This is a genomic window from Cerasicoccus frondis, from assembly GCA_031296915.1.
GTDB lineage: Bacteria > Verrucomicrobiota > Verrucomicrobiia > Opitutales > Cerasicoccaceae > Cerasicoccus > Cerasicoccus frondis.
The window spans coordinates 262,111-283,112 of the sequence record JAVDPC010000003.1 but is presented as its reverse complement, the minus strand read 5'-3'; the positions used below and the strand labels follow the sequence as shown (position 1 = coordinate 283,112).

Below are 21,002 nucleotides of genomic sequence, written 5' to 3'. Positions count from 1 at the left end.
GCATCACCAGCACGCCGATCACCGCCATCGACGAAGATGCACTCTACAGCTACGCAGTCGCGACCAGCGATCCAGACCTAGGCGACGTCGTCACCTTGACCACCAGCGACCTCCCCGCCTGGCTGGCTTTCGATGGCGACACCCTTTCCGGCACACCCACCAATGACGACGTCGGCAGCTACGACATCACCCTCACCGCCACAGACCTTGAAGGCGCCACCCACACGCAAGCATTCTCTATCGCCGTCAGCAATGTCAACGACGCGCCCAGCTTCACCAGCACGCCGATCACCGCCATCGACGAAGATGCACTCTACAGCTACGCAGTCGCGACCAGCGATCCAGATCTAGGCGACATCGTCACCGTGACCACCAGCGATCTGCCCGCCTGGCTGACCTTCGACGGAACCACCCTATCCGGCACACCCACCAACGGCGACGTCGGCAGCTACGACATCACCCTCACCGCCACAGACCTTGAAGGCGCTACCGACACGCAGGCATTCTCCATCACCGTCAGCAACGTCAACGACGCGCCCAGCATCACCAGCACGCCGATCACCGCCATCGACGAAGATGCACTCTACAGCTACGCAGTCGCGACCAGCGATCCAGACGTAGGCGACGTCATCACCTTGACCACCAGCAACCTCCCCGCCTGGCTGACTTTCGATGGCGACACCCTTTCCGGCACACCCACCAATGACAACGTTGGCAGCTACGACATCACCTTCACCGCCACAGACCTCGAAGGCGCCACCGACACGCAGGCATTCACCATCACCGTCAGCAACGTCAACGACGCGCCCAGCTTCACCAGCACGCCGATCACCGCCATCGACGAAGATGCACTCTACAGCTACGCAGTCGCGACCAGCGACCCCGATGCAGACGACGTCGTCACCGTAACCACCAGCAACCTCTCCGCCTGGCTGACCTTCGACGGGAGCACGCTATCGGGCACGCCAACCAATGACGACGTCGGCAGCTACGACATCACCCTCACCGCCACGGATATCGAAGGAGCAAACGACACACAGGCTTTCACCATCACCGTCAAAAACGTCAACGACGCGCCAAGCATCACCAGCACACCGGTCAGCACCGTCGACGAAGATGCGCTCTACAGCTACGCAGTCACAACCAGCGACCCCGACCTAGGCGACTTCGTCACCGTAACCACTAGCGACCTGCCCGCCTGGCTGACTTTCGATGGCGACACCCTTTCCGGCACGCCAACTAATGACGACGTCGGCAGCTACGATATTACCCTCACCGCCACGGACCTCGAAGGCGCGAACGGCACGCAGGCATTCACTATCACCGTCAGCAATGTCAACGATGCCCCAGTGATTACCTCCATCGCTCCAACTGAGGCACGCGAAGGAGAGCTCTATCAGTATCAGGTAATCGTCCAGGATGAGGACGACCTCAATGATGGAATTTCACTCACATATCAATTAACAAATGAGCCGCTCGGAATGAGCATCTCCCTACTTGGATTGATCGAATGGACTCCAGGTGAAGGCGTAATCACTTCAGGAAACGTTACCATTACAGTCACCGACGGAGGAGAAGACGGGACCATTCCTGCTTCAGAAATCCTCAACATATCTGTCGAACCAGTAGACAACCCTCCAATCGCGATCAACACGAATTTCAGCGGGTTCGAGGATACCGAGCTTTCCCTCAACCTGCAAGGAATGGACCCCGAGGGTCTACCGCTTCTCTACACAATCCTGACATTACCAACTTCCGGTGACCTTTACTTGGCTGATGGATCATTAGTCGAATCCACGCCTGTAACTTATGCTGAGGAGCAATTTCCCATCACTTATTTGCCTGCACTGAATGAGAATGGCGCTTTCACATTCACATTCTCAGTTAGCGATGGCGCAAATGAATCCGAAGTTGCGAATGCGTCGATTGAATTGGCCGCTGTAAATGACGCCCCAATGGCCAATAATGCATCCGTCGCCACCGCAGAAAACTCCCCAATCGAACTGACTCTTCTGGGTGCTGACATCGACAGCGAAGTGAGCTATCAGATTCTCCAATTGCCGACCAGCGGCATTCTTACGTCGGCAAATGGTGAAATGCTGACGGATGTTAATCAAATCATTCAGCCCACGGATTTACCCATAACTTACACGCCCGATGCCGGATTCTTCGGTGCAGAGGCTATCAGCTACCGGGCATACGACGGCGAATACTATTCGGAGCCAGCCTCGCTAATTCTGCGCGTAACCGCTGATCCTCGTTCACGCACCTTCACAACCACAGCAGACTTTGCCGAAGGGTATCGCTATGGTGTTTCGTCATTGGTTGAAGACGAGTTGTCGATGCGCGTGCCTCAGAAAAGCTTTAACAGCCTCTGGATACCCGTTTATACGAAAGGCACAGTCTGCCGCATCGACATCGACACCGGCCGCGTACTGGGCGAATACTGGGCAAATCCAGAAGACGCCACCGACCCCAATCCCACCCGCGTAGCGATCGACTACGATGGCAATGCGTGGATCGGCAATCTGCGCGATAATTCCATCATCAAAATCGCAAATCCTGAGTCTGGTCAGTACATCGACCGCAACTACAACGGGAAACTGGATACCTCCAACGGGTTGGAACAAGTGCTCGATTGGCCGTTGCCCACCAATGGAGATGATGCGTCGGCCCTGCAAGCGGAAGATGAGTTAATCCTGCTCTACATCCAAACCGATATTAAAAACTTGCGACACCTGTCCGTTGACCCCGATGGCAACATTTGGGTGGGCGGCTCGAATGGCTTGTGGCAACAGTATGATGGCGATAGCGGTGCACTACTGCGTGAAGAAACACTGCCTGAAGGCGCGGGAAGCTATGGCGGTTTTATTGACTTGGAAGGCATACTCTATTCGACGGGCAACTACTTCCTGCGCTGGGATCTTTCGGAACCAACAGATTCTCTGGACACGCTTTGGAGTCAGGCGCGCCGAAATGCCTGGGCAGTCCTGAAAGACTTTGAGAACAACATATGGGTTAGCCGAGACGGAACCGAAGTTCTCTATAAATATGATGAAGCAGGCAACCTGCTCGCCCAGATCGATCACGGCTATCATTATTCACAAGGGATGGCGCAAGGGATCGATGGAGACATCTGGGTTGCGCATTCACACTGCAGCAAAACAGTCGGGCATCTCAAGTCCGACGGCACTTACGTCGGTAGTGTCAAAGTCGCCAGTCACGGTCCCACCGAAGTGGCCATTGATCGCAAAGGCTACATTTGGGTCAGTGGAACCAGTGGCATAGTACAGCGCATCAATCCACTCCTGGGACCGATTGGCGAAGACGGCGTTACCCCGGTTGGCGAAGTCGACATCGAGTCTCCGGAACTCGGTGGCGCCCTCTGGACCTATGGCGATTTTGGCGGCAGCGCGAACTCCATCGAACTCTCTCAAGGCGAATGGCAATTTTCTTTCGATGGGAAAATTCCGAATGCCGAATGGGGACCGGTCACATGGAATGTGAGTTTGTGCAACGACGCTAAGATTCAAGTAGAGATCGCCACCAGCAACAACGGCGTGGACTATGGCGATTGGGAGATCGTTGATTTCGAAGAAGCGCCTGTCGCTCACGGGCGCTATCTGAAAGGGCGCGTCATTTTCCTCTCGGCGGAAACCGGCGAAAGCCCGATACTCGAGGACCTAACAGTCGGCACAATCGGCTACAATCAACCTCAGGCAATTAAGCAATGGTATGCCTCGGCTGGCGAAGACGTAGACGCTCTATGGCCGGAAACTCTAGAGCTGAAAGGCGCCATTTACAAGTCAGCTCATGAGTTCGAGATCGAACCCACATATCTGTGGGAGGTCGTCACTGGTCCGGGCTCAGCCACCTTTGCGAACAACAACCCAGCTCAACTCCGCCCGTTGGTCAACTTCAGCATCAATGGAACCTATGAGCTACGCCTCACGGCAACTGCGGGTGAAGAGATCAGCACGGACACTGTCACCTATCAGCTCGACCCTTATAACAAAGCTCCTTATGTTAATGCAGGCGCAGACGCTTTCGTCATTAACCAAACCGATCCAATCGAGCTGCAGGGGACTGTCCGTGACGACGGCCTACCCTTGGGTTCAACCGTCGATATTCTGTGGACCAAGCAAATTGGCCCAGGAGATGTGAGTTTCTCCGACCCGACGGATCCCAATGCGCTGGTCACATTCAGCGCTCCAGGCGTATATATTTTGCAGTTGGAAGCGTTCGACTCCGAGCGTGGCGGCAAAGACAGCCTGGAAATTCGAGTGGAGTCTCCCTGTGCAGTGAGCGTCACCCGTGGCTTGGTCTCGTGGTGGCAGGCGAATTTCGACGCCATTGACCACGTCTCCGGCAACGTCGGCTTTCTTGAGAACTACAACGATGCCACGCAAGATACCTATGTTGATGGCTTGGTGGCTGCTGGCATCGAGTTCGATGGCGTTGATGACCGCATGAACGTCTTCGCCTCGCCATCACTTGATGTCGGGCGTGATGGAGGCATCAGTTGGGACTTCTGGTTTCGCCCCGACGTCATTCAGGCATGTATGCTCACACAGTATGCCGACCCTACTAATGGCGAAACCGGCATGACGCTTCGCATCAATGAACTGGGCCAATTGGTCTGGACCCTAGTTTCTCGCGAGGGCGCCACTTATGAACAAATTACCCAACCGAACTTTACTGCAGGCGCCTGGACACATGTTGCCGTTACCTATAACCGCTTTAGCGGCCTGGCCGAAACATACGTTAACGGCAACCTGCTTGCCTCTGAGTATTTCGATGTATTCATGCCCCAGTCATCTTACGATCTCTTTGTCGCGGCCACCTGGGATGACGCCGACCATTTCGATGGCGTCATCGATGAGCTCACACTCTTTTGCCGGGCCCTGAATTCTGAGGAGGTATACAACATTTATCAGGCGCAAGCGGTTGGCAAATGCCCTGTCCACAGCAACGTGCTGCCAGACGTCGATGCAGGAGGACCATACTTTGCTCCAGACATTGCCACTACCATCCAACTGACCGGCTTGGTGGAAGACGATGGCCTCCCGGAGAATGGCGAATTAACCGTATCGTGGTCGGTTGAATCAGCGCCCGACGATGCTGAAGTGATCTTCTCCGACGCTGAATCTCCCAGTCCTGAGGTCCTCTTCACTGAGATTGGCATATACGTACTCGCATTAACGGCCTCAGATGGCGTCTCGACAGCGACGGATGTCACTCGAGTTAATGTTGAGACTCCCTGTGAAGTCAATGTGCCAATGGGCGCAGTCGCCTGGTTCCCTTTCAATGGATCGGACGAAGATGTCGTTGGCGGTCATACTTCGTATACCGTCAATGGCGAAGCTTATAGTGACAGTTATGTTGGCCAGAGCCTGTCCTTCAATGGGTCACGACGGGTCCGTGTTCAGGGGAGCGATCTAGATCTCGGCGCGAGCGATGATGGTTTTACCATTGAGTTCTGGTGGGAAGCCAATCAAGTCAATGAACGTGAACTACTCGCCTGGAGCGATGTTGAGGGGAACGGTTTTCGTATCTACGAGACCGCTGAATTCACCAGTCGTTACACCGATCTGGGAAAGCGCGTTCGCATTGAAGCAATCTCAGCTGATAATGATGCAGATGTTTATGAACTCGAGAGCGACATACATTATATTTACTCCAACCTTGAGTATCATCACTATACTTTCAGCTACAATAAATACACCGGCGAACTCAGGCTCTACCGAGATGGCAAAATCGTAGACCGCGTCTACGCAGATCCGGGAACGACCCTCCTGACCGAGGGCGAAATTTGGATTGGCGGGCGGCCCGGGCAAACGAGCTTCAGTGGTTACCTGGATGAAGTCACTTTCTACAGCCGCGCCTTGGAAATCAGCGAAGTATCCGACATCTACTCCGCGCAGCATACCGGCAAGTGTCTGTCGACTGACAATATTTTGCCGGTAGTGGACGCAGGCGAAGATACGGGCATTGACAATGTATCGATCGTGCTAAATTTGAATGGCGAGGTTTCAGACGACGGATTGCCTGTTGAACATGAGCTGACAACAGAATGGACGCAGCTATCGGGACCCGGCGCAGCGACCTTTGCAGATACGGCGTCCCCCACCAGCAGCGTTCAGTTCGACGCAACTGGTGTTTACGAGCTTGAACTTTCTGCTAACGACGGCATTGGCATCGACCGAGATGTCGTGGTGGTGCAGGTAGGCGAACCATGTGGCATGGGCGCCAGCCCTTCCATCGTTGCCTGGTGGACTGGCAACCAAACGTACGAAGACGTCATTGGCGATAACGATCCCCTGCCACAGTTGGTCAACTTCACCTCCGGTAAGGTTGGCAGCGCCTTTAGCTTCGGGACAAACGACCACCTGCAAATTCCCGCGAGTGACGCCTTAAATCTGGGCCAGTATCCAGATGGCTTCACCATTGAATTCTGGTGTGAAGCGGACCTGACCGAAAATTGTGAAATCATCAGTTGGGATGACCCTGATGGCAATGGTTTGAAGGTAGCGGCCATCAGATACGCCTATAGAAATAGCCTCGTAAGCACGATGTTTGTCACAGTCTCCCCGGAAGGCGAACCTGCGACTTCTTACGAAGCCACCACCACCTATGGCTATAGCTTGAATTCAGAGTACTGGGTGCATTATGCTGTGGTTTACGATCGCATCGATGGAACCCTGCAAGTTTACCGTGAAGGCATTCTCGCCCAGCAGATCGATGTCGGCAATGGCCCCTTGGCCACCGATGGTGACGTGTGGATTGGCGGGCGCCTCGACTCCGGCCAATTTGTTGGGCAGCTTGACGAAATTTCCATTTATTCCCAACCACTGAGCTCCGCACAAATATCGAGCATATACCGAGCAGGCTCAATCGGGAAGTGCTTACCTAGCAGCAATGCGCTACCTGTTGTGGATGCTGGGCTCAATGCCGCCACCGCCTTGAGCGCCACTCTCAACCTGACTGGCAAAGCAATCGACGATGGTCTGCCTGGAACCAGTGAGTTGGCGGTCGCCTGGTCGCAATTATCCGGCCCTGGAACCGCAACGTTCCTCAATCCGTCCGATCCGTTAACCTCGGTCGTATTTGATACTGCTGGAGTTTACGAGCTACAGCTGAGGGCATCCGATGGTGCAGGCGCTACTTCCGACCAAGTAACAGTCACCGTCGACTCAAGCTGCCAGTTCACTCCTGATGAGTCACTTGTCGCATGGTGGTCGGCCAACCAAACCATCGAGGATCAACTACACAACTATGAGGAAATGAACCAAAGGGTCAATATCACTTCTGGATTAGTTGGCAGCGCATTCAAATTCGATCAAACTAGCCAAATAGCCGTCACGGAATCTCCTGCACTGAATATCGGAAGCTCTCAAGATGGCTTCACGATTGAATTCTGGCTGGATACGGAAGGAGGCAGTAACGGCGCCACTCTTTTGAGCTGGGGCGATGCAAATGAAGGCGGATTCCGTATCTACGAAAATGCTTACGTCCAAAGTCGCCAATTATACGCATCATTCACAACCCTTGAGGACCCAACAACTGAATACCTGCTGGATGGTAATTATAATGAGGGGATCAGCAACACCAACTTTGTCCACTGGGCCATTACATATGATCCAACGTCAGGCAATGTGCAAATTTTCCGCAATGGTGGTGGACCCCGTAACACGATCAACTTGGGGCAAGCCACCATCAACACACTGGGCAATCTTTACATAGGTGGACGGCAAGGGGAATATCGCTACGCTGGCAGAGTAGATGAATTATCACTCTATAACCGTGCGCTAACCAGCACTGAGATTCGCTCCATCTACAACTCTGGCAGCTTTGGCAAATGCTTTATCGAAACCAATACGCCGCCTCAAGTCATTGCTGGCGCAACTCAAACGCTCTCCGAAGGACAGTCCCTGATTACCCTCACCTCACAGGTAATTGACGACCTTCTTCCCGGTGGCGCATTGCAGGCTCAGTGGAGTCAGACCAGTGGACCGGCCAACGCTGTCTTCCCGACACAAGCCAGCGAACTTCCTGCAGGTGGCGGGGCCTTTGAATCTCAGTTCAACCTGAGCGAGGAAGGCGTCTATGCTTTCACCCTCACCGTCAGCGACGGAGAGTACAACGCCTCCGGCAGCGTGACGCTTACGGTTCCAGAGGCCGCCAACCAGCGCCCTACCATTCAGCTTGCCGATTCGGACACGATCAACCTTGCTGATGGCTGGCAGAGCACTGCGGTGGTCACCGATGATGGCCTTCCTACTGGAAGTACGCTGAGTTACCAATGGCTTCAAGTCAGTGGCCCTGGCATTGCGCAATTTGAAAACGCCAATGCACTTTCATCGCCCGTCCAGTTCACGGTCGCGGGCAGCTACCTACTGCGCCTCATCGTAAACGATGGTGAATTTAATGTGACCGACACGATTGAGCTAACCGTGGTCAACGCCCCAAGCGTCGCACTATCTTCGCCCACTGATGGTTCGCAATTCACAGTCGGCGCCCCAATCACCATTACCGCCGAAGCAACTGATGCCGATGGCGCGATCGTCAGCGTTGAATTTTTCGTCGATAACACATCAGTCGACATTGATGTCGAAGAGCCTTACACCGCGACTTTCACCCCAACGTCATCAGGCTATCAATATCTCACCGCTATCGCCACTGATAACGATGGCAACACTGGCGCTAGCGCAACGATCAGCGTGCTCGCCCTCCCGGAAGTAATCACTCCAATCGAAGCCGAAATCGAAGGCCCTGCCGAAGACACCGTCATCACCGCCCCCACCCCAATCATCGGCACGGTGGAGTCGAGCATTCTGAAGGAATATGTCTTGGAAAGTCGTCTGCGCGGTTCGTCCGAATGGTCGCAGTTCGATTCTGACACAGCACAGGTTCTGGATGATGTCCTGGGCGAATTTGATCCAACCTTACTGCGCAACGGCATTTACGATGTGCGATTGACAGCGACAGATCTGCTGGGACGCTCGATCAGCGATACAATCAGCCTCGTCGTCGACACCGGCATGAAAATTGGTCAATTCTCGCTGGCGTTTGAAGATCTGAATATCCCCGTGAGTGGCATCCCGGTCCAACTCCTGCGCACGTATGACAGCCGCGGCTCGCTGGTAGGCGACTTTGGCCCCGGCTGGGATCTGGGCATTCGCACGGTGCAGGTTTATGAAAACCGCACGGTGGGCGAGGAATGGTATTTAGACGTAACCAGCAGTGACCTGAGTGGCCGTTGGGTCTTTAAAACACTACGTCCTGCAGTTGTCACCGTGGTCTTGGGCGATGACCAGGTCGAACAGTTTGAAGCGACCACGGAGCCACAAGGCACCATTCTCGGACCAGAACCTACTGCCGCTGTATTTAAATTTAGTCCCATCAACGGCTCAGTTGGCAGCCTCACGACCATCGACGGTGAAATTGGCTATTCAATGGTCGATGAAGGAGGCGGCGTATATTATGTAGATGACTTCGGCTCGGGACCACTGGACCCGTCAAGCTATGTCTATACCTCTCCTGATGGCACGAAACTTGAGATTCAGGAAATTGTCGGCCTGCGCAAAGTAACGGACCGCAACGAAAACAGTTTAACCATCAGTGAAGACGGCATCACGCACAGCAGCGGAAAGAGCATTGCATTCACCCGCGATGCTCAAGGGCGCATTACCGAAATCAGCGACCCCGATGGCGGATTACTCTCTTATGCTTACGATGCTCAGGGCCGCCTCAGCACCTTTACCGACCGATCTGGTAACGATCCCGATGCGCCACAATATGGGCTGTATACAGAGTTCCGTTATGAGAATGCCGACTTCCCGAACTACTTGACGACGATTATTGATCCGCGCGGCATTGAGGCGATCGCGAGCGAATACGACGATGACGGTCGCTTGATCGCGCAGCGCGACGCCGACGGCAACGAAATCGGCTTCACGCACGACATCCCGAACCGCAAGGAGACGATCACTGACCGCCTGGGCAATGTCACCGTCCACGAGTATGACTTGGAAGGCAATGTCGTGGCGACAACCACGGTTGACCCGAACAATCCTGGCGGCGCTGGTCTCACGACGACCTACGAATACGACGCCAACCGCAACGAAACGCGCATGGTTGATCCCTTGGGCAACGTGACGGAACGCAGCTACGACCTCGCGACCAACAACCTGCTCACCGAGACACAGTACATCACTGGTGGCGACGGCGAGCAGGTCGCGATGACCACGACCTATTCCTACGACAGCTTCAGCAATCCGCTGACCATAACCGACGCCGAAGGCAACGTGACCACGTTTACCTACGCCCCTGGCACGGGCGATTTGCTGACTCAAGAGGACGCCTTGGGCAACGTGACCACCTTCACCTACGACGCCGCGGGCAACCTTACAACGATGACCGATGCAGAGGGCAACGTCACCTCGAACACCTATAACAGCTCCGGCTACGTCACATCCACCACAGTCCGCAATCCGCAATCCGCAATCCTCAATCAATCGACCTTCACCTATGACGGACGCGGCAACCAGACCTCCCAGTCGCAGCTCCGCACACTCTACGATCAGCAGGGCAATGCGCTGGGCACGGAAAACGTGACCACCACCTTCGTCTACGACCGTGAGGACCGCGTGACACAGACGACCTTTGCCGACGAAACGTTCACACAGACCGTTTACAACGACTTCGGTCAGGTCGCGATCCAGACCGATCAGGAAGGCGAAGCGACCTATATGTATTATGATGACCGCGGCAACCTCGTGCGCACGGTCTACCCTGACCTCACTGAGGAGCGCGTATACTACGACTTGGAAAACCGCCGCGTGGCGATGACGGATCGCCGGGGCTACACCAGCTACTCGGTTTACGATGAGCTGGGCCGCATGATCGCCTCGTTCGCGCCCGACGCCACCACGCCCGATCCGGCTTCGCTGGACCTGAGCGATTCGCTCGTGCTCCTCGACAACGCCGAGCTCGCGGACAACCCGATGACATCGACGATCTACGACGCCATCGGTCGGGTGGAGGTCAGCTTCGACGAGCTTGGCAATCCGACAACCTACGAGTATGATCCCAATTGCGGTTGCTCCGGTCGTCGCGGCACGGTCACCAATGCATTGGACCAGACCACGAAGTTCGCCTACAGCCTCAACGGCAATCAGCTCAGCGTCACCGATGCGAACCTGCACGAAAACAGCTTTGACTACGACGATCTGAACCGCCCGACGAAGACCATCTTCCACGATGGCACGTTCACCGAAACGGTTTATGACGAGCTCGGTCGCCGCGCGGCGATGATCGACCAGGAAGGCAAGCGCACGGAATACGTTTACGACGGCTTGGGCCGTTTGGTTACGGTCAAACAGCCACACCCGGATCTCCTGTCTCCTGACTCCTGGATTCTAACGACTTACCAATACGACGAGTTGGGCAATCAGATCAGTCAGACTGACGCCAAGGGTCACACCACGTATTACCAGTATGATTCACTCGGTCGCCGCGTGGCGCGCTCCCTGCCTGAAGGCCAGACGGAAACCTACGCCTACAATGACGACGGCACGCTGGCCTCGCGCACGGACTTCAACGGCTACACGACGACCTACGTATATGACGAGCTGAACCGGATGACGGCCATGATCGCCGACCCGGATCACCCCTCGCTCCTTCTTCCACACGCCCCCGCACGCATTGACTACACCTACAACGATGCGGGCCAGCGCCTCAGCGCCAACGTCACGAACGCTGCCGCGCTAAGCATCGACTACCAGGAGTGGTCCTACGACGAACGTGGACGCCTCGTCACGCAGCTCACGCCACGCGGCGACTTGGCCTACACTTACGACGACGCCAGCAACCTGGCCAGCGTCACCTCCAGCAATGCCAATGGCGTCGCACTGACCTACGATTACGACGCACTGAACCGCCTCGAATCCGTCTACGACTCTGGCGCCGCGCAGCCGCCGCTGGAGCACGGCTATACGTATGACGCCGTGGGCAACCTTGAGTCCGTCACCTACGCCAACGGTGTATCGCATACGTGGACTTACAATAGCCTCAACCGCCTGACGAACCTCACGCTGGCCAACGCCACGGGCAGCCTCAACAGCTACACGTATACGCTGCGCGACAGTGGTCATCGCAGCCGCCAGACGGAAACCTCGGGCCGCATAGTCGACTACACCTACGACAACCTCTACCGCCTCACCTCCGAGACGATCACGAATGATCCTTACGCCGTCAACGGCGCCTCGGCGTGGACCTACGACCTCGTCGGCAACCGCCTCTCACAAGACTCTTCGCTGCCTTTGCGATCTTCTGTTCAAAACCACACGTTCAATGAGAACGACTGGCTCGACGACACGATCTACGACGACAACGGCAATACCACCCTCGAAGACGGCGACGCCGACGAATACGACTTCCTGAACCGCCTCATCCGCCGCACCACAGCGACTGGCGACGTGATCGACATCACCTACGACGCCGACGGCAACCGCGTCACCAAATCCACCCCGGCAGGCATTACCCACTACCTGGTGGACATGAACAACCTCACCGGCTATTCGCAGGTCCTGGAAGAGTTGGACAGCACGCTCACTGTCGATCAGGTCTACACCTACGGCCTCGACCTCATCGCGCAGCACCAGTTGATGCCCGTCGAGTCACCCACTCATTGGGAAACCAGCTACTACCTCTACGACGGCCTCGGCACCGTCCGCGGCCTAACCAGTGAAGATGGTCTCGTGAGCGACACCTACTTCTACGACGCCTGGGGTAACTTGATTAACGCCCTTGGAACGACACCCAATTCGTATCTGTTCACTGGTGAGCAGTGGGACGCCGATCTGGGCATGTATTTCCTGAGGGCGCGGTACATGAACCCAGAGTCAGGTCGATTCCATACGCTGGATACATACGAGGGTGGAAATGCTGACCCAGCAACGCTGCATAAATACCTCTATGTGCATAGTAATCCTACAAATACGATAGATCCAACAGGACTTTTCCAATCAATTGCACAACAAACGGTGACGTTAACCGTGATGCAAACGCTAACTGTTCATCTAATCGCTGGTTACTATGTCTATGCATTTAGCCAAGCCTTAATTCCCTCAAAACTTAAGAATGCTTTCGAAGAAGCACAAGAAGAGTGTGGAAGTCGCGAGTGCGTTCAGTTTGCCACGAAAGCTAAAGAAATCTTGAAACGATCCAAAAAAATAGAAGGGTTTGATTGGGAAATGATCCAATATGAAGCCCCCATTGGGGCCCTTTGGCTAGACGGAATATTTGCCGTAGAAGGCTTTGGAAGATTTGGTAAAGGAAAGACCGATACTGAGCGCCAAGTATCCGAAAACGCCAAGCATGTAGGAGTCAAAATTATTAAAGGAATCGGTGCTGGCACGGTAAGTGACACCAATATTCTGTTCGCTCCAGAACAGAGCTGGAGGTTTGGGTATGAAGTTAACCCTAGAGCTGCCGGAATTATGACAATTCAAGAAGCAGATTCCTTGAAAAACTATCAACTATACGGAAAGATAAGCACTTTGAAATCAAAAGACCTTAAGTAGCTTCGATGAGAGTAAGAAAATACATCAGTGGTATTGAGCAAGAATCAAGCAATCTGTTATTCCGTCATGACCTAGACCAACTTCGGTCATTTCTTGAAGGAAGCCTGTGGTGCGCACATTTCTACAGTGATCAACCAACGAACCTAGTTTATTGGAGAAAAAATTTTGATAAACTTCTTCAGGACCGTTACAACTTTACCACCAACATCTCTTGTTTTTCAATATTCAAGGCCGTAAACCGAACTGAAAAGTTGGCCTTGGATTCCTTCTTCAGGGTTCTATTTGAGTGTCCAGAACTCGAATCAGATCTAGAGAAAGAACTGGAACTGAACATTGAGTATAATCTAAATCCTATCAAGGACTTAGCAGAATTGCTACTCCATATAGAGCAACACCCTGCAATGTACCTTGGAGGAGAAAGTATCGATTTCCTTTACAGCTTCATATCTGGCATAGATTATTTCCATAAGATTTTTAACATCAAATTCACATTCACTGATTCCTTCGAGACATGGCTAAGATCCAACAAAGAAATGCTTCCAACAATTGCCGGTTGGTCACAATTTATTCTTATTATAAATAATTTCTCATACACTAAATCCCTTCAATCATTTTTTAGGTTATTCGAAGAATGGGCAGAGGCTAATAAGTGAACGCACGGGACCAACCAATAGCAAGCGTGCCAACTTTGCCCCAAAATAGAAACGCGATGAAAAGCTGCTCGGCTATGAATCCCATCTATTCGACGAATGCAGGTCTGGACTTCGGAAGCCGTGGGCAGGAAACTTTGGTTCCAACGGCGTCACGTTTTCCATTTGAAGTCTCTCCTACAGTCATGTCCGTGGGCAAGTTCACCTACTTCTAACTAAACACCCCAGTAGCTAGCCCGCCTCGTGCTACATTCCCGGTTAACCATGAATTCGGTAGAGATGCGACTTTCCATGCTATGCGCCGCTGATTCAGCGCTGGTTGACTCTTGCGAGCAAGCGTAATGCGTGTTCTTTGACCGCCATGCCTTCAGCGCCCAAGCCAACTCCCGAGTTGCCCGCCACGGACTGGCAATGGCTGTGTGTGCGGGACCTGCTACTGGAGCAAAAACCGGGCGGTCGCCAGCCGCGCCACGGGACATGCGACTACTGCGCGAAAGAAAAAGTCCGTTCCTGCACAAGTTGCGGCACGCCGAGACGAATCGGATCATCCATGTGGGCATCCACTGCGCGCACAAGCTCAGCGACGATCCCAACATCGAGCTCAAGGAATCGCAGCTCCGCGCCCACGCGCAAAAGCGCATGCAGTTCCCGAAGCTCAAGGGCTGGCAAAAATCCGCCAAAAGCAACGAGTGAATCGAATACCACGACCACCACGCCGTGCTGGTCAAGTGAGGCAGCGGCTTCCGCCTGCGCATCGACGGCGAGTTCGGCAAGCGGACCTTCGACGACGCCAATACCGCCAAACTCCGCGCCTTCGACGTCATCACCCGCAAGCTCGAGCGCGAAACCTTCCGGGGCTAACGGGGCGTATAATTTCCACTTTGACAGTCGTCATGACGCCTCTTTCGGGGACCATTTATCGATGCCCTCCCAGGGAACTATCAATTCCTGCCCGAGGATCTAACGATTCCTCGCCGAGGAACTGACAACTCCTCGCCGAGGAACAGGCGATTCCTAACCGAGGAACTGGCAGATCCTCGCCGAGGAATTGCCGATGTTCTGTCAATCCGAGGGCTTTGCGCAGACGGAACAACGGTTTAACACCGCCTGAACAAGCCTTTAGCACAGCCTGTGTCATTCCCTTTGTATAGGCTGTGCTAAACCGAAGCATCGGCCGTGTCATTGCTTAGCATTGCTTGTGAGCGCGGCAACCCAACGACCTACGAGTATGGCCCGAACTGCGGTTGCCCTTGGGCGCAATACCGGCATCCGTCAACCTGGCAATCACACTACCACCTTTGATTACGACGCCAACGGAAATCTCGAAGCCTATTACCTGCCCGGGCACAGCAGCCCCACTTCATTCACCTACAACCAACTGGACGAGCTGGCTTCACGTACGCTTCCCGGCGGCGAAAATGAGGCCTATCAATACGACACATATGGCAATCTGTTGTCCAAAGTAGACGCTAACGGTTATACGACTACCTACAGCCACGATCAGCGTGATCGTCTGTTAACGCAGACTCCCACTACCCCGAATAGCACCACCGTATCATTTGAGTATTTCCCTCGTGGCCTCCGCAAGACGATGAACGACGAGACCGGAGTCACGAGTTATGGTTACGATCAACTCGGGCGCCTGACATCCAAAGCCACCCCCTTTGGCTCACTCAACTACGGCTACGATAATGTAGGTAACGTAACGAGTATCGCGTCATCGAACAACGACGGCGTCAGCGCATCGTATGGTTATGATGCGGCGAATCGCTTGAGCAGCCTCACTGAGGGCGCGATTAGCGCTAACTATTACTACGACGGCGCCAGCCGTATGACGTCCAGCATCGTCGGGCAGCTAACCTACGACTATAATTACGATGCCCGCCATCGCGTGACCGATGTGGACGTTAAACACACAAGCTCACCCATTCAGAATTATCATTATGACCGTAATGAACGCGGGCATATTCAAAAGGTCACGGATATCAACAATCGTCGCGTTGACTACGACTACGACGTGTTGGATCGACTCCTGTCTGAAAAGGTCTCACTGGATCCCTACGGTCTCAATGGCGACATTCAATATACATATGGCAATGACTTAAATCGCTCAATCCGCACATCGTCTTTGCCGGGCATTTCATCGGAAGGCTACGCTTACGACGCCAATGATCGTCTGACGAGTCATACCTACGACGACAATGGAAACACCACTGCTCTGCATACAACCGGTGGCGATCCTGCATATGACGAATACGAGTTCCGTGATCGTCTGATCCAGCGCAATGCTGGCAATATCCAGTATCAATATGACGGCGACGGCAATCGCGTGGCCAAGTTTGTCTGGAATGAGGAGACTGAAGAGTTCGACGCAACTTATTACCTCATCGATGACCTCAATCCAACGGGCTATGCTCAAGTGCTCGAGGAACTCAATGATGACTTTGCCGTCACCGCCACCTATGCTTATGGCGCGGGCCCCGAGGGCGAATACGTGCTCATCGAGCCAGCCGATGAACCAGTAGAAGCCATGCTCGAGCAACGTGCTGACGGCTCGCTCTGGGCGGGCGATACGCAATTACTCAGCAGCGTTCGCTCAGTCGCCTACGGCGAACACGCCGGCATCCTTGCCGTGGATGGCAGCGGCAACTTGGTGCGTCTCGGCGGCTCCAGCGACTTACTCACCGCCTTGCAAAATCTAGCGAGCGCCCCAGTCGAAACCATTCCCGGCTTCACTGATGTCGATTCGATTCACATTGGAGCCGAACACTGCCTGGTGCGTCTGACTTCCGGTGAAATTCAAACGTGGGGCGCCAATGATTTCGGCCAACTCGGCAGTGGCGACTTCAATGCATCCCCCACCCCGCTAACGATCAACGCCACTTCCGATAGTGCGGTCACTGGTGATTATCACTCCCTGATGCTAGACGCCGGTCTCGTCTATGCCTTCGGTGATAACTCCTACGGCCAAGCGGGCATTGAGGGCGTTTCCGAAGTCACGACTCCCACTGCGGTGACCGGCTTACCCGCAGACCTCGTCAAGCTCGTTGCGTCAGCCGACTCCAGTTATGCGTTGACGGCGTCGGGCAATGTCTACGCCTGGGGCGCTAATCACTACGGTCAACTGGGCGACGGCAGCGTCGGCGACCACAGCACGCCGACCATCATCACCATCCTGGAGAACGTGGTCGACATCCAGGCCGGTCGCGACTTTGTCATCGCCCTTACGGACAATGGCGAAGTCTTTGCTTGGGGGCGCAATGACTTCGGACAAACCGCACAAGCCGACGTCGATTTCACGACAACGCCCACCAAGGTGCAAATAGCGCCAGCCGACGCCATCGCCACCGGCGAGACGGCCGCCTACGCCCGTACCAGCACTGGCGATCACCTCATCTGGGGCGGCGGCGCAACCATTGCCGAGACGCTGGCGCTTGACGGTTCGTCGCTGGTTCACGGCGCTGGCAAAATCGTCACCCCCGAACCCGAGTGGCGACTGGCTCGCTACGTCAAAGACGGTCTGGGCAACGTCCGCATGGCGGTTAATGACGAAGCGGTTCTGGGTGAAGTCGACTACGACGCCTTCGGCAACCAGATACGCCAAATTGGCCTCAAGCCGCGCCGCCTTTATCAAGGTGAGGAATACGACCCCGATCTGGAACTCTATTACCTCCGCGCCCGCTACTACAATCCCAACGCTGGTCGCTTCCACAGCGCCGACCCCTTTGCCGGTTTTGCCAGCGACCCCTACTCGCTCCACAAATACCAATACGCCAACAACAATCCACTCAGTTACCATGATCCCAGCGGCAACTTCGCCGTCACCAATATTGCGACGGCCTACATGGCCCTCCACCTGACGGATATCTACCTACAGGAAATCGCCGACCTCCGCCGCTGGGCAGTCCTTTCTGAAAACTACGATCCCTACATTTACAAGGCCGCCCTGGGCCCCTACCTCAATGTAGCCGCCCCAGAATATCAAAACCGCCATGGCGGCTTCGCCGACCGCCCCGAGCGCACAAGGGATATCCTGCTCGCTGGCAGTGAACTGAGTCTTGTTGGCAGCTTTGTTGGCCAATCCGGACTCGGCCAAGTCAACGTTGGTGACGATACCCGCTACTTACGATCAACGATGGGCGGGGACATTTTCTTCAACGTATCTCCAGATCCTTCCTACATCCAAGGCCGCGCCGAAGCTGTTATCGAAACCGCAATGTCGATGGTCTATGATCTGCGTTGGAGTATAAACAGCGGATTTGATCCGACGAACAAACAACGCACTACCGTTGGGATGCGCGATACGTGGGGAGACGTTAGCTACCTGCATGCGGCGATCAAGGTAATGGCCCGTGGCAACCGCACTCCTTATCAGGGCATTATCTACGAAACGCGCTCCAGTAATGGCCTAGTTGCCCAAGGTAAGACGGTGGCGCTGATGGGCATGGCGACTCGCCACCTCAATGCCAGCTCGGGTGGAGGTCCCTTAAACCTATGGTCTCCCAAGCCTGGCGGCTTCTCCCTGACAGCGGAAAACATTGTCAACTTGGAGGACCCACTCAACACCCTGATGGACATAGTTTATGGTCCAGACAATAGCCAGTTGGCCAAGAATAAGGCTAAGCTCGAAACCTTTGTTTACACCTATGCCAGCGCCACCGCTTTTGCTGTAGCAAATGTCGACAAGCTCGCGATCCTGTTAGTGCCGATAGTTCCCGATGCCTATGAGTTGTTAACTGGAAAAGACATCATTTTCGGTGAACCCCTTTCGAAGTTTGACTATGGATTTGCCGGTGCAGGGCTTGCGTTGGACACCATACCGCTGGTTGGTGGCTTGGTTGACTTTGCGCGCCGCGGGGTCAGCTTCACGAGCAATGCGATGTCGGTGGCTAAGCGCTCGATGCCGGCCATCCAGCAGACGCAGGATCTGGGGCAATACTACCGTCGCTCTCAAAACGCAGCGCAGACGGCGACCCACTCGATAAAGACCTCAGACAAGGCCAAGCAGGCCACCGTTCCACTGGCCGACTTCATGCAGTTTGGCGGCACCCGCGTGGCGGTCAATTTCGTGAAGTCGCGAGCAGCGGACAGCACCGCAGGTCTCGTTGATTTGGCGCGCCTCTCTGAGCGCGCCGACAGCATGGGTGAAGCGCGGCGCGCACAGGGCATCAACTCGCTCCTGCCCGATGCGAGACGTTTGCCAGGTCAAGGTGATGATGTCGCCAGCGAACTCATCCGCATGGACGCCTGCTTTGTCGCCGGAACTTTGGTCCTCTCCGAAGCTGGCCTGACGCCCATCGAAGACATCAAACCGGGCGAGAAAGTCTGGTCGAAATCAGAAGAAAGCGGTGGGGAAGCATTCCAGACGGTGCTGCAAACCTTCGAAACGCACCCGTACATGCTCGTCCATCTCGAGTATGCAGTTGATGGGCAGCCCTATGAAATCGTGGGCACGGAGATTCACCCCATCTGGTCGATCACTCAGGATGAATGGGTTGACATGGGCAATCTCGAACCAGGCGAACTCATACGCCTGAGCGGCAGTGGCGAAGCCATCACGCTTTCTGTCGACTATGAGTTCGCCGAAGAAGCGCCATTCACCACCTACAACTTCGAGGTCGACCAATGGCACACTTACTTCGTCGCCGACTCATTTGCTGATCAAGAAGATGCGCCAGGCATCTGGGTTCACAACCAAAGCCAGTCCGCCGCCGATTGCGCCGAGATCATCCGAATGGTCACCAAGCGCCTCGATGGCGTCACCGACGCAGACGACGAACTCAAGGCGATCGCCGCGATTCAAAGACTCGCCAAGAACAAAAAATGGAACGACAAGCTAATCAGCCAAGTTAATGACGTCATCCAGGCTAGGCCGGTTGTCCCAAACAAACCAAAGAGTATTGCGAATAGAAATCTTACCCAGGAGGAATGGAGGGCACAGAATCGCGCAGACCGAAATGCAAGGGATTCGAGGACATGGAATACTCATCGCAAACACTATTGGGAAAATTTGGGTGAAGCGGAACTGGCGAATCCTTCTGGTAGGTTTTCACCTACAAATATCGCACGGATGCTTGAAGGGAAAGCCCCAAAGATCAAGGTAAGAGTCAAGCACCGCAAGACAGGACAGATTTTGACGAAGGATGTTTCAGTAGAGATCCATCATAGAAATATTCCGCAAAGAAGCGGATCTCAGACAGCACACGAACCATGGAATTTAGAGCCTTCAGCTCCGTGGGCGCATGAAGCGCTTGATGAATATAGACATCTCGGATACGACTTGGAAAAGATCATTAAAGGCCCAAACTCATTCTAATGAATATAAATAGAGAACTGATTCGTTTTCATGGAAAAGTTATTACGCTTGCAGAGAAATTTGGAGGTTCAGCAAGCTCTGATGACGCTCAACCATTCGTGGCAAAGATTTATGACGAGTTTTTAAAAGAGGGCTCGCCCAAGGGAGTTGAGGCTTGGCTCACAAAGCGTTTAAGCGCTGCTTTTAAATATGTTGATGAGCCTCCTCATTGGGTTGAGCAAGAACCTTCTTGGCCATTTTTCGATGGCGATCCAATGGTTTTTATCAGTCAGAAAAGTTTAGCAGAAAACGAAGTTACGTCGGAATATCTAGGCATAAATCAGACTGTTTATCTTTTTGGTTCACGAAAAAAATGCGGTGACGGGTTCGAGCTTGAATACAAGGTGGTCACGCAGATTGAAGGTTTTTAGAATGTCCTACTTTTCGAGGCAGCTTGCCCCCCTTTTAATC

At 54.2% G+C, this 21,002-nt stretch carries 6 protein-coding genes; all 6 read left to right on the top strand.

The genetic code is table 11. The features are described 5' to 3' along the window. Positions 1-2: 2 nt before the first annotated feature. The 6 genes from RBB63_RS03890 to RBB63_RS03865 all read left to right on the top strand — a co-directional run bounded on the left by RBB63_RS03890 (position 3) and on the right by RBB63_RS03865 (position 20,962). Complete coding sequence (locus RBB63_RS03890; protein ID WP_309381286.1) at positions 3-13,586, top strand: putative Ig domain-containing protein; 13,584 nt, start codon at positions 3-5, stop codon at positions 13,584-13,586. A gap of 257 nt (positions 13,587-13,843) precedes the next feature. Then, a complete protein-coding gene (locus RBB63_RS03885; RefSeq protein WP_309381284.1) occupies positions 13,844-14,239 on the top strand; it encodes a hypothetical protein in 396 nt (131 codons plus the stop codon). A 74-nt stretch (positions 14,240-14,313) separates the two neighbouring features. Then, complete coding sequence (locus RBB63_RS03880) at positions 14,314-14,451, top strand: hypothetical protein (RefSeq protein WP_309381282.1); 138 nt, start codon at positions 14,314-14,316, stop codon at positions 14,449-14,451. Between the two features lie 130 nt (positions 14,452-14,581). Further along, positions 14,582-14,929, top strand: a complete 348-nt coding sequence (locus tag RBB63_RS03875) for a hypothetical protein (protein ID WP_309381280.1) — start codon at positions 14,582-14,584, stop codon at positions 14,927-14,929. A gap of 535 nt (positions 14,930-15,464) precedes the next feature. Then, the gene (locus tag RBB63_RS03870) at positions 15,465-20,552 is read left to right on the top strand and encodes an RCC1 domain-containing protein (protein WP_309381279.1); all 5,088 of its coding nucleotides are present in this window, start codon (positions 15,465-15,467) and stop codon (positions 20,550-20,552) included. Then, positions 20,552-20,962, top strand: a complete 411-nt coding sequence (locus tag RBB63_RS03865) for a hypothetical protein (RefSeq protein WP_309381277.1) — start codon at positions 20,552-20,554, stop codon at positions 20,960-20,962. The genes RBB63_RS03870 and RBB63_RS03865 overlap by 1 nt, the downstream gene beginning before the upstream one ends. Positions 20,963-21,002: the final 40 nt, after the last annotated feature.

Bases quoted from the DNA above. Each gene is read 5' to 3' on its own strand.
- RBB63_RS03880 (WP_309381282.1), top strand. From the start codon at position 14,314: ATGAATCCCATCTATTCGACGAATGCAGGTCTGGACTTCGGAAGCCGT.
- RBB63_RS03870 (WP_309381279.1), top strand. From the start codon at position 15,465: ATGGCCCGAACTGCGGTTGCCCTTGGGCGCAATACCGGCATCCGTCAA.
- RBB63_RS03865 (WP_309381277.1), top strand. From the start codon at position 20,552: ATGAATATAAATAGAGAACTGATTCGTTTTCATGGAAAAGTTATTACG.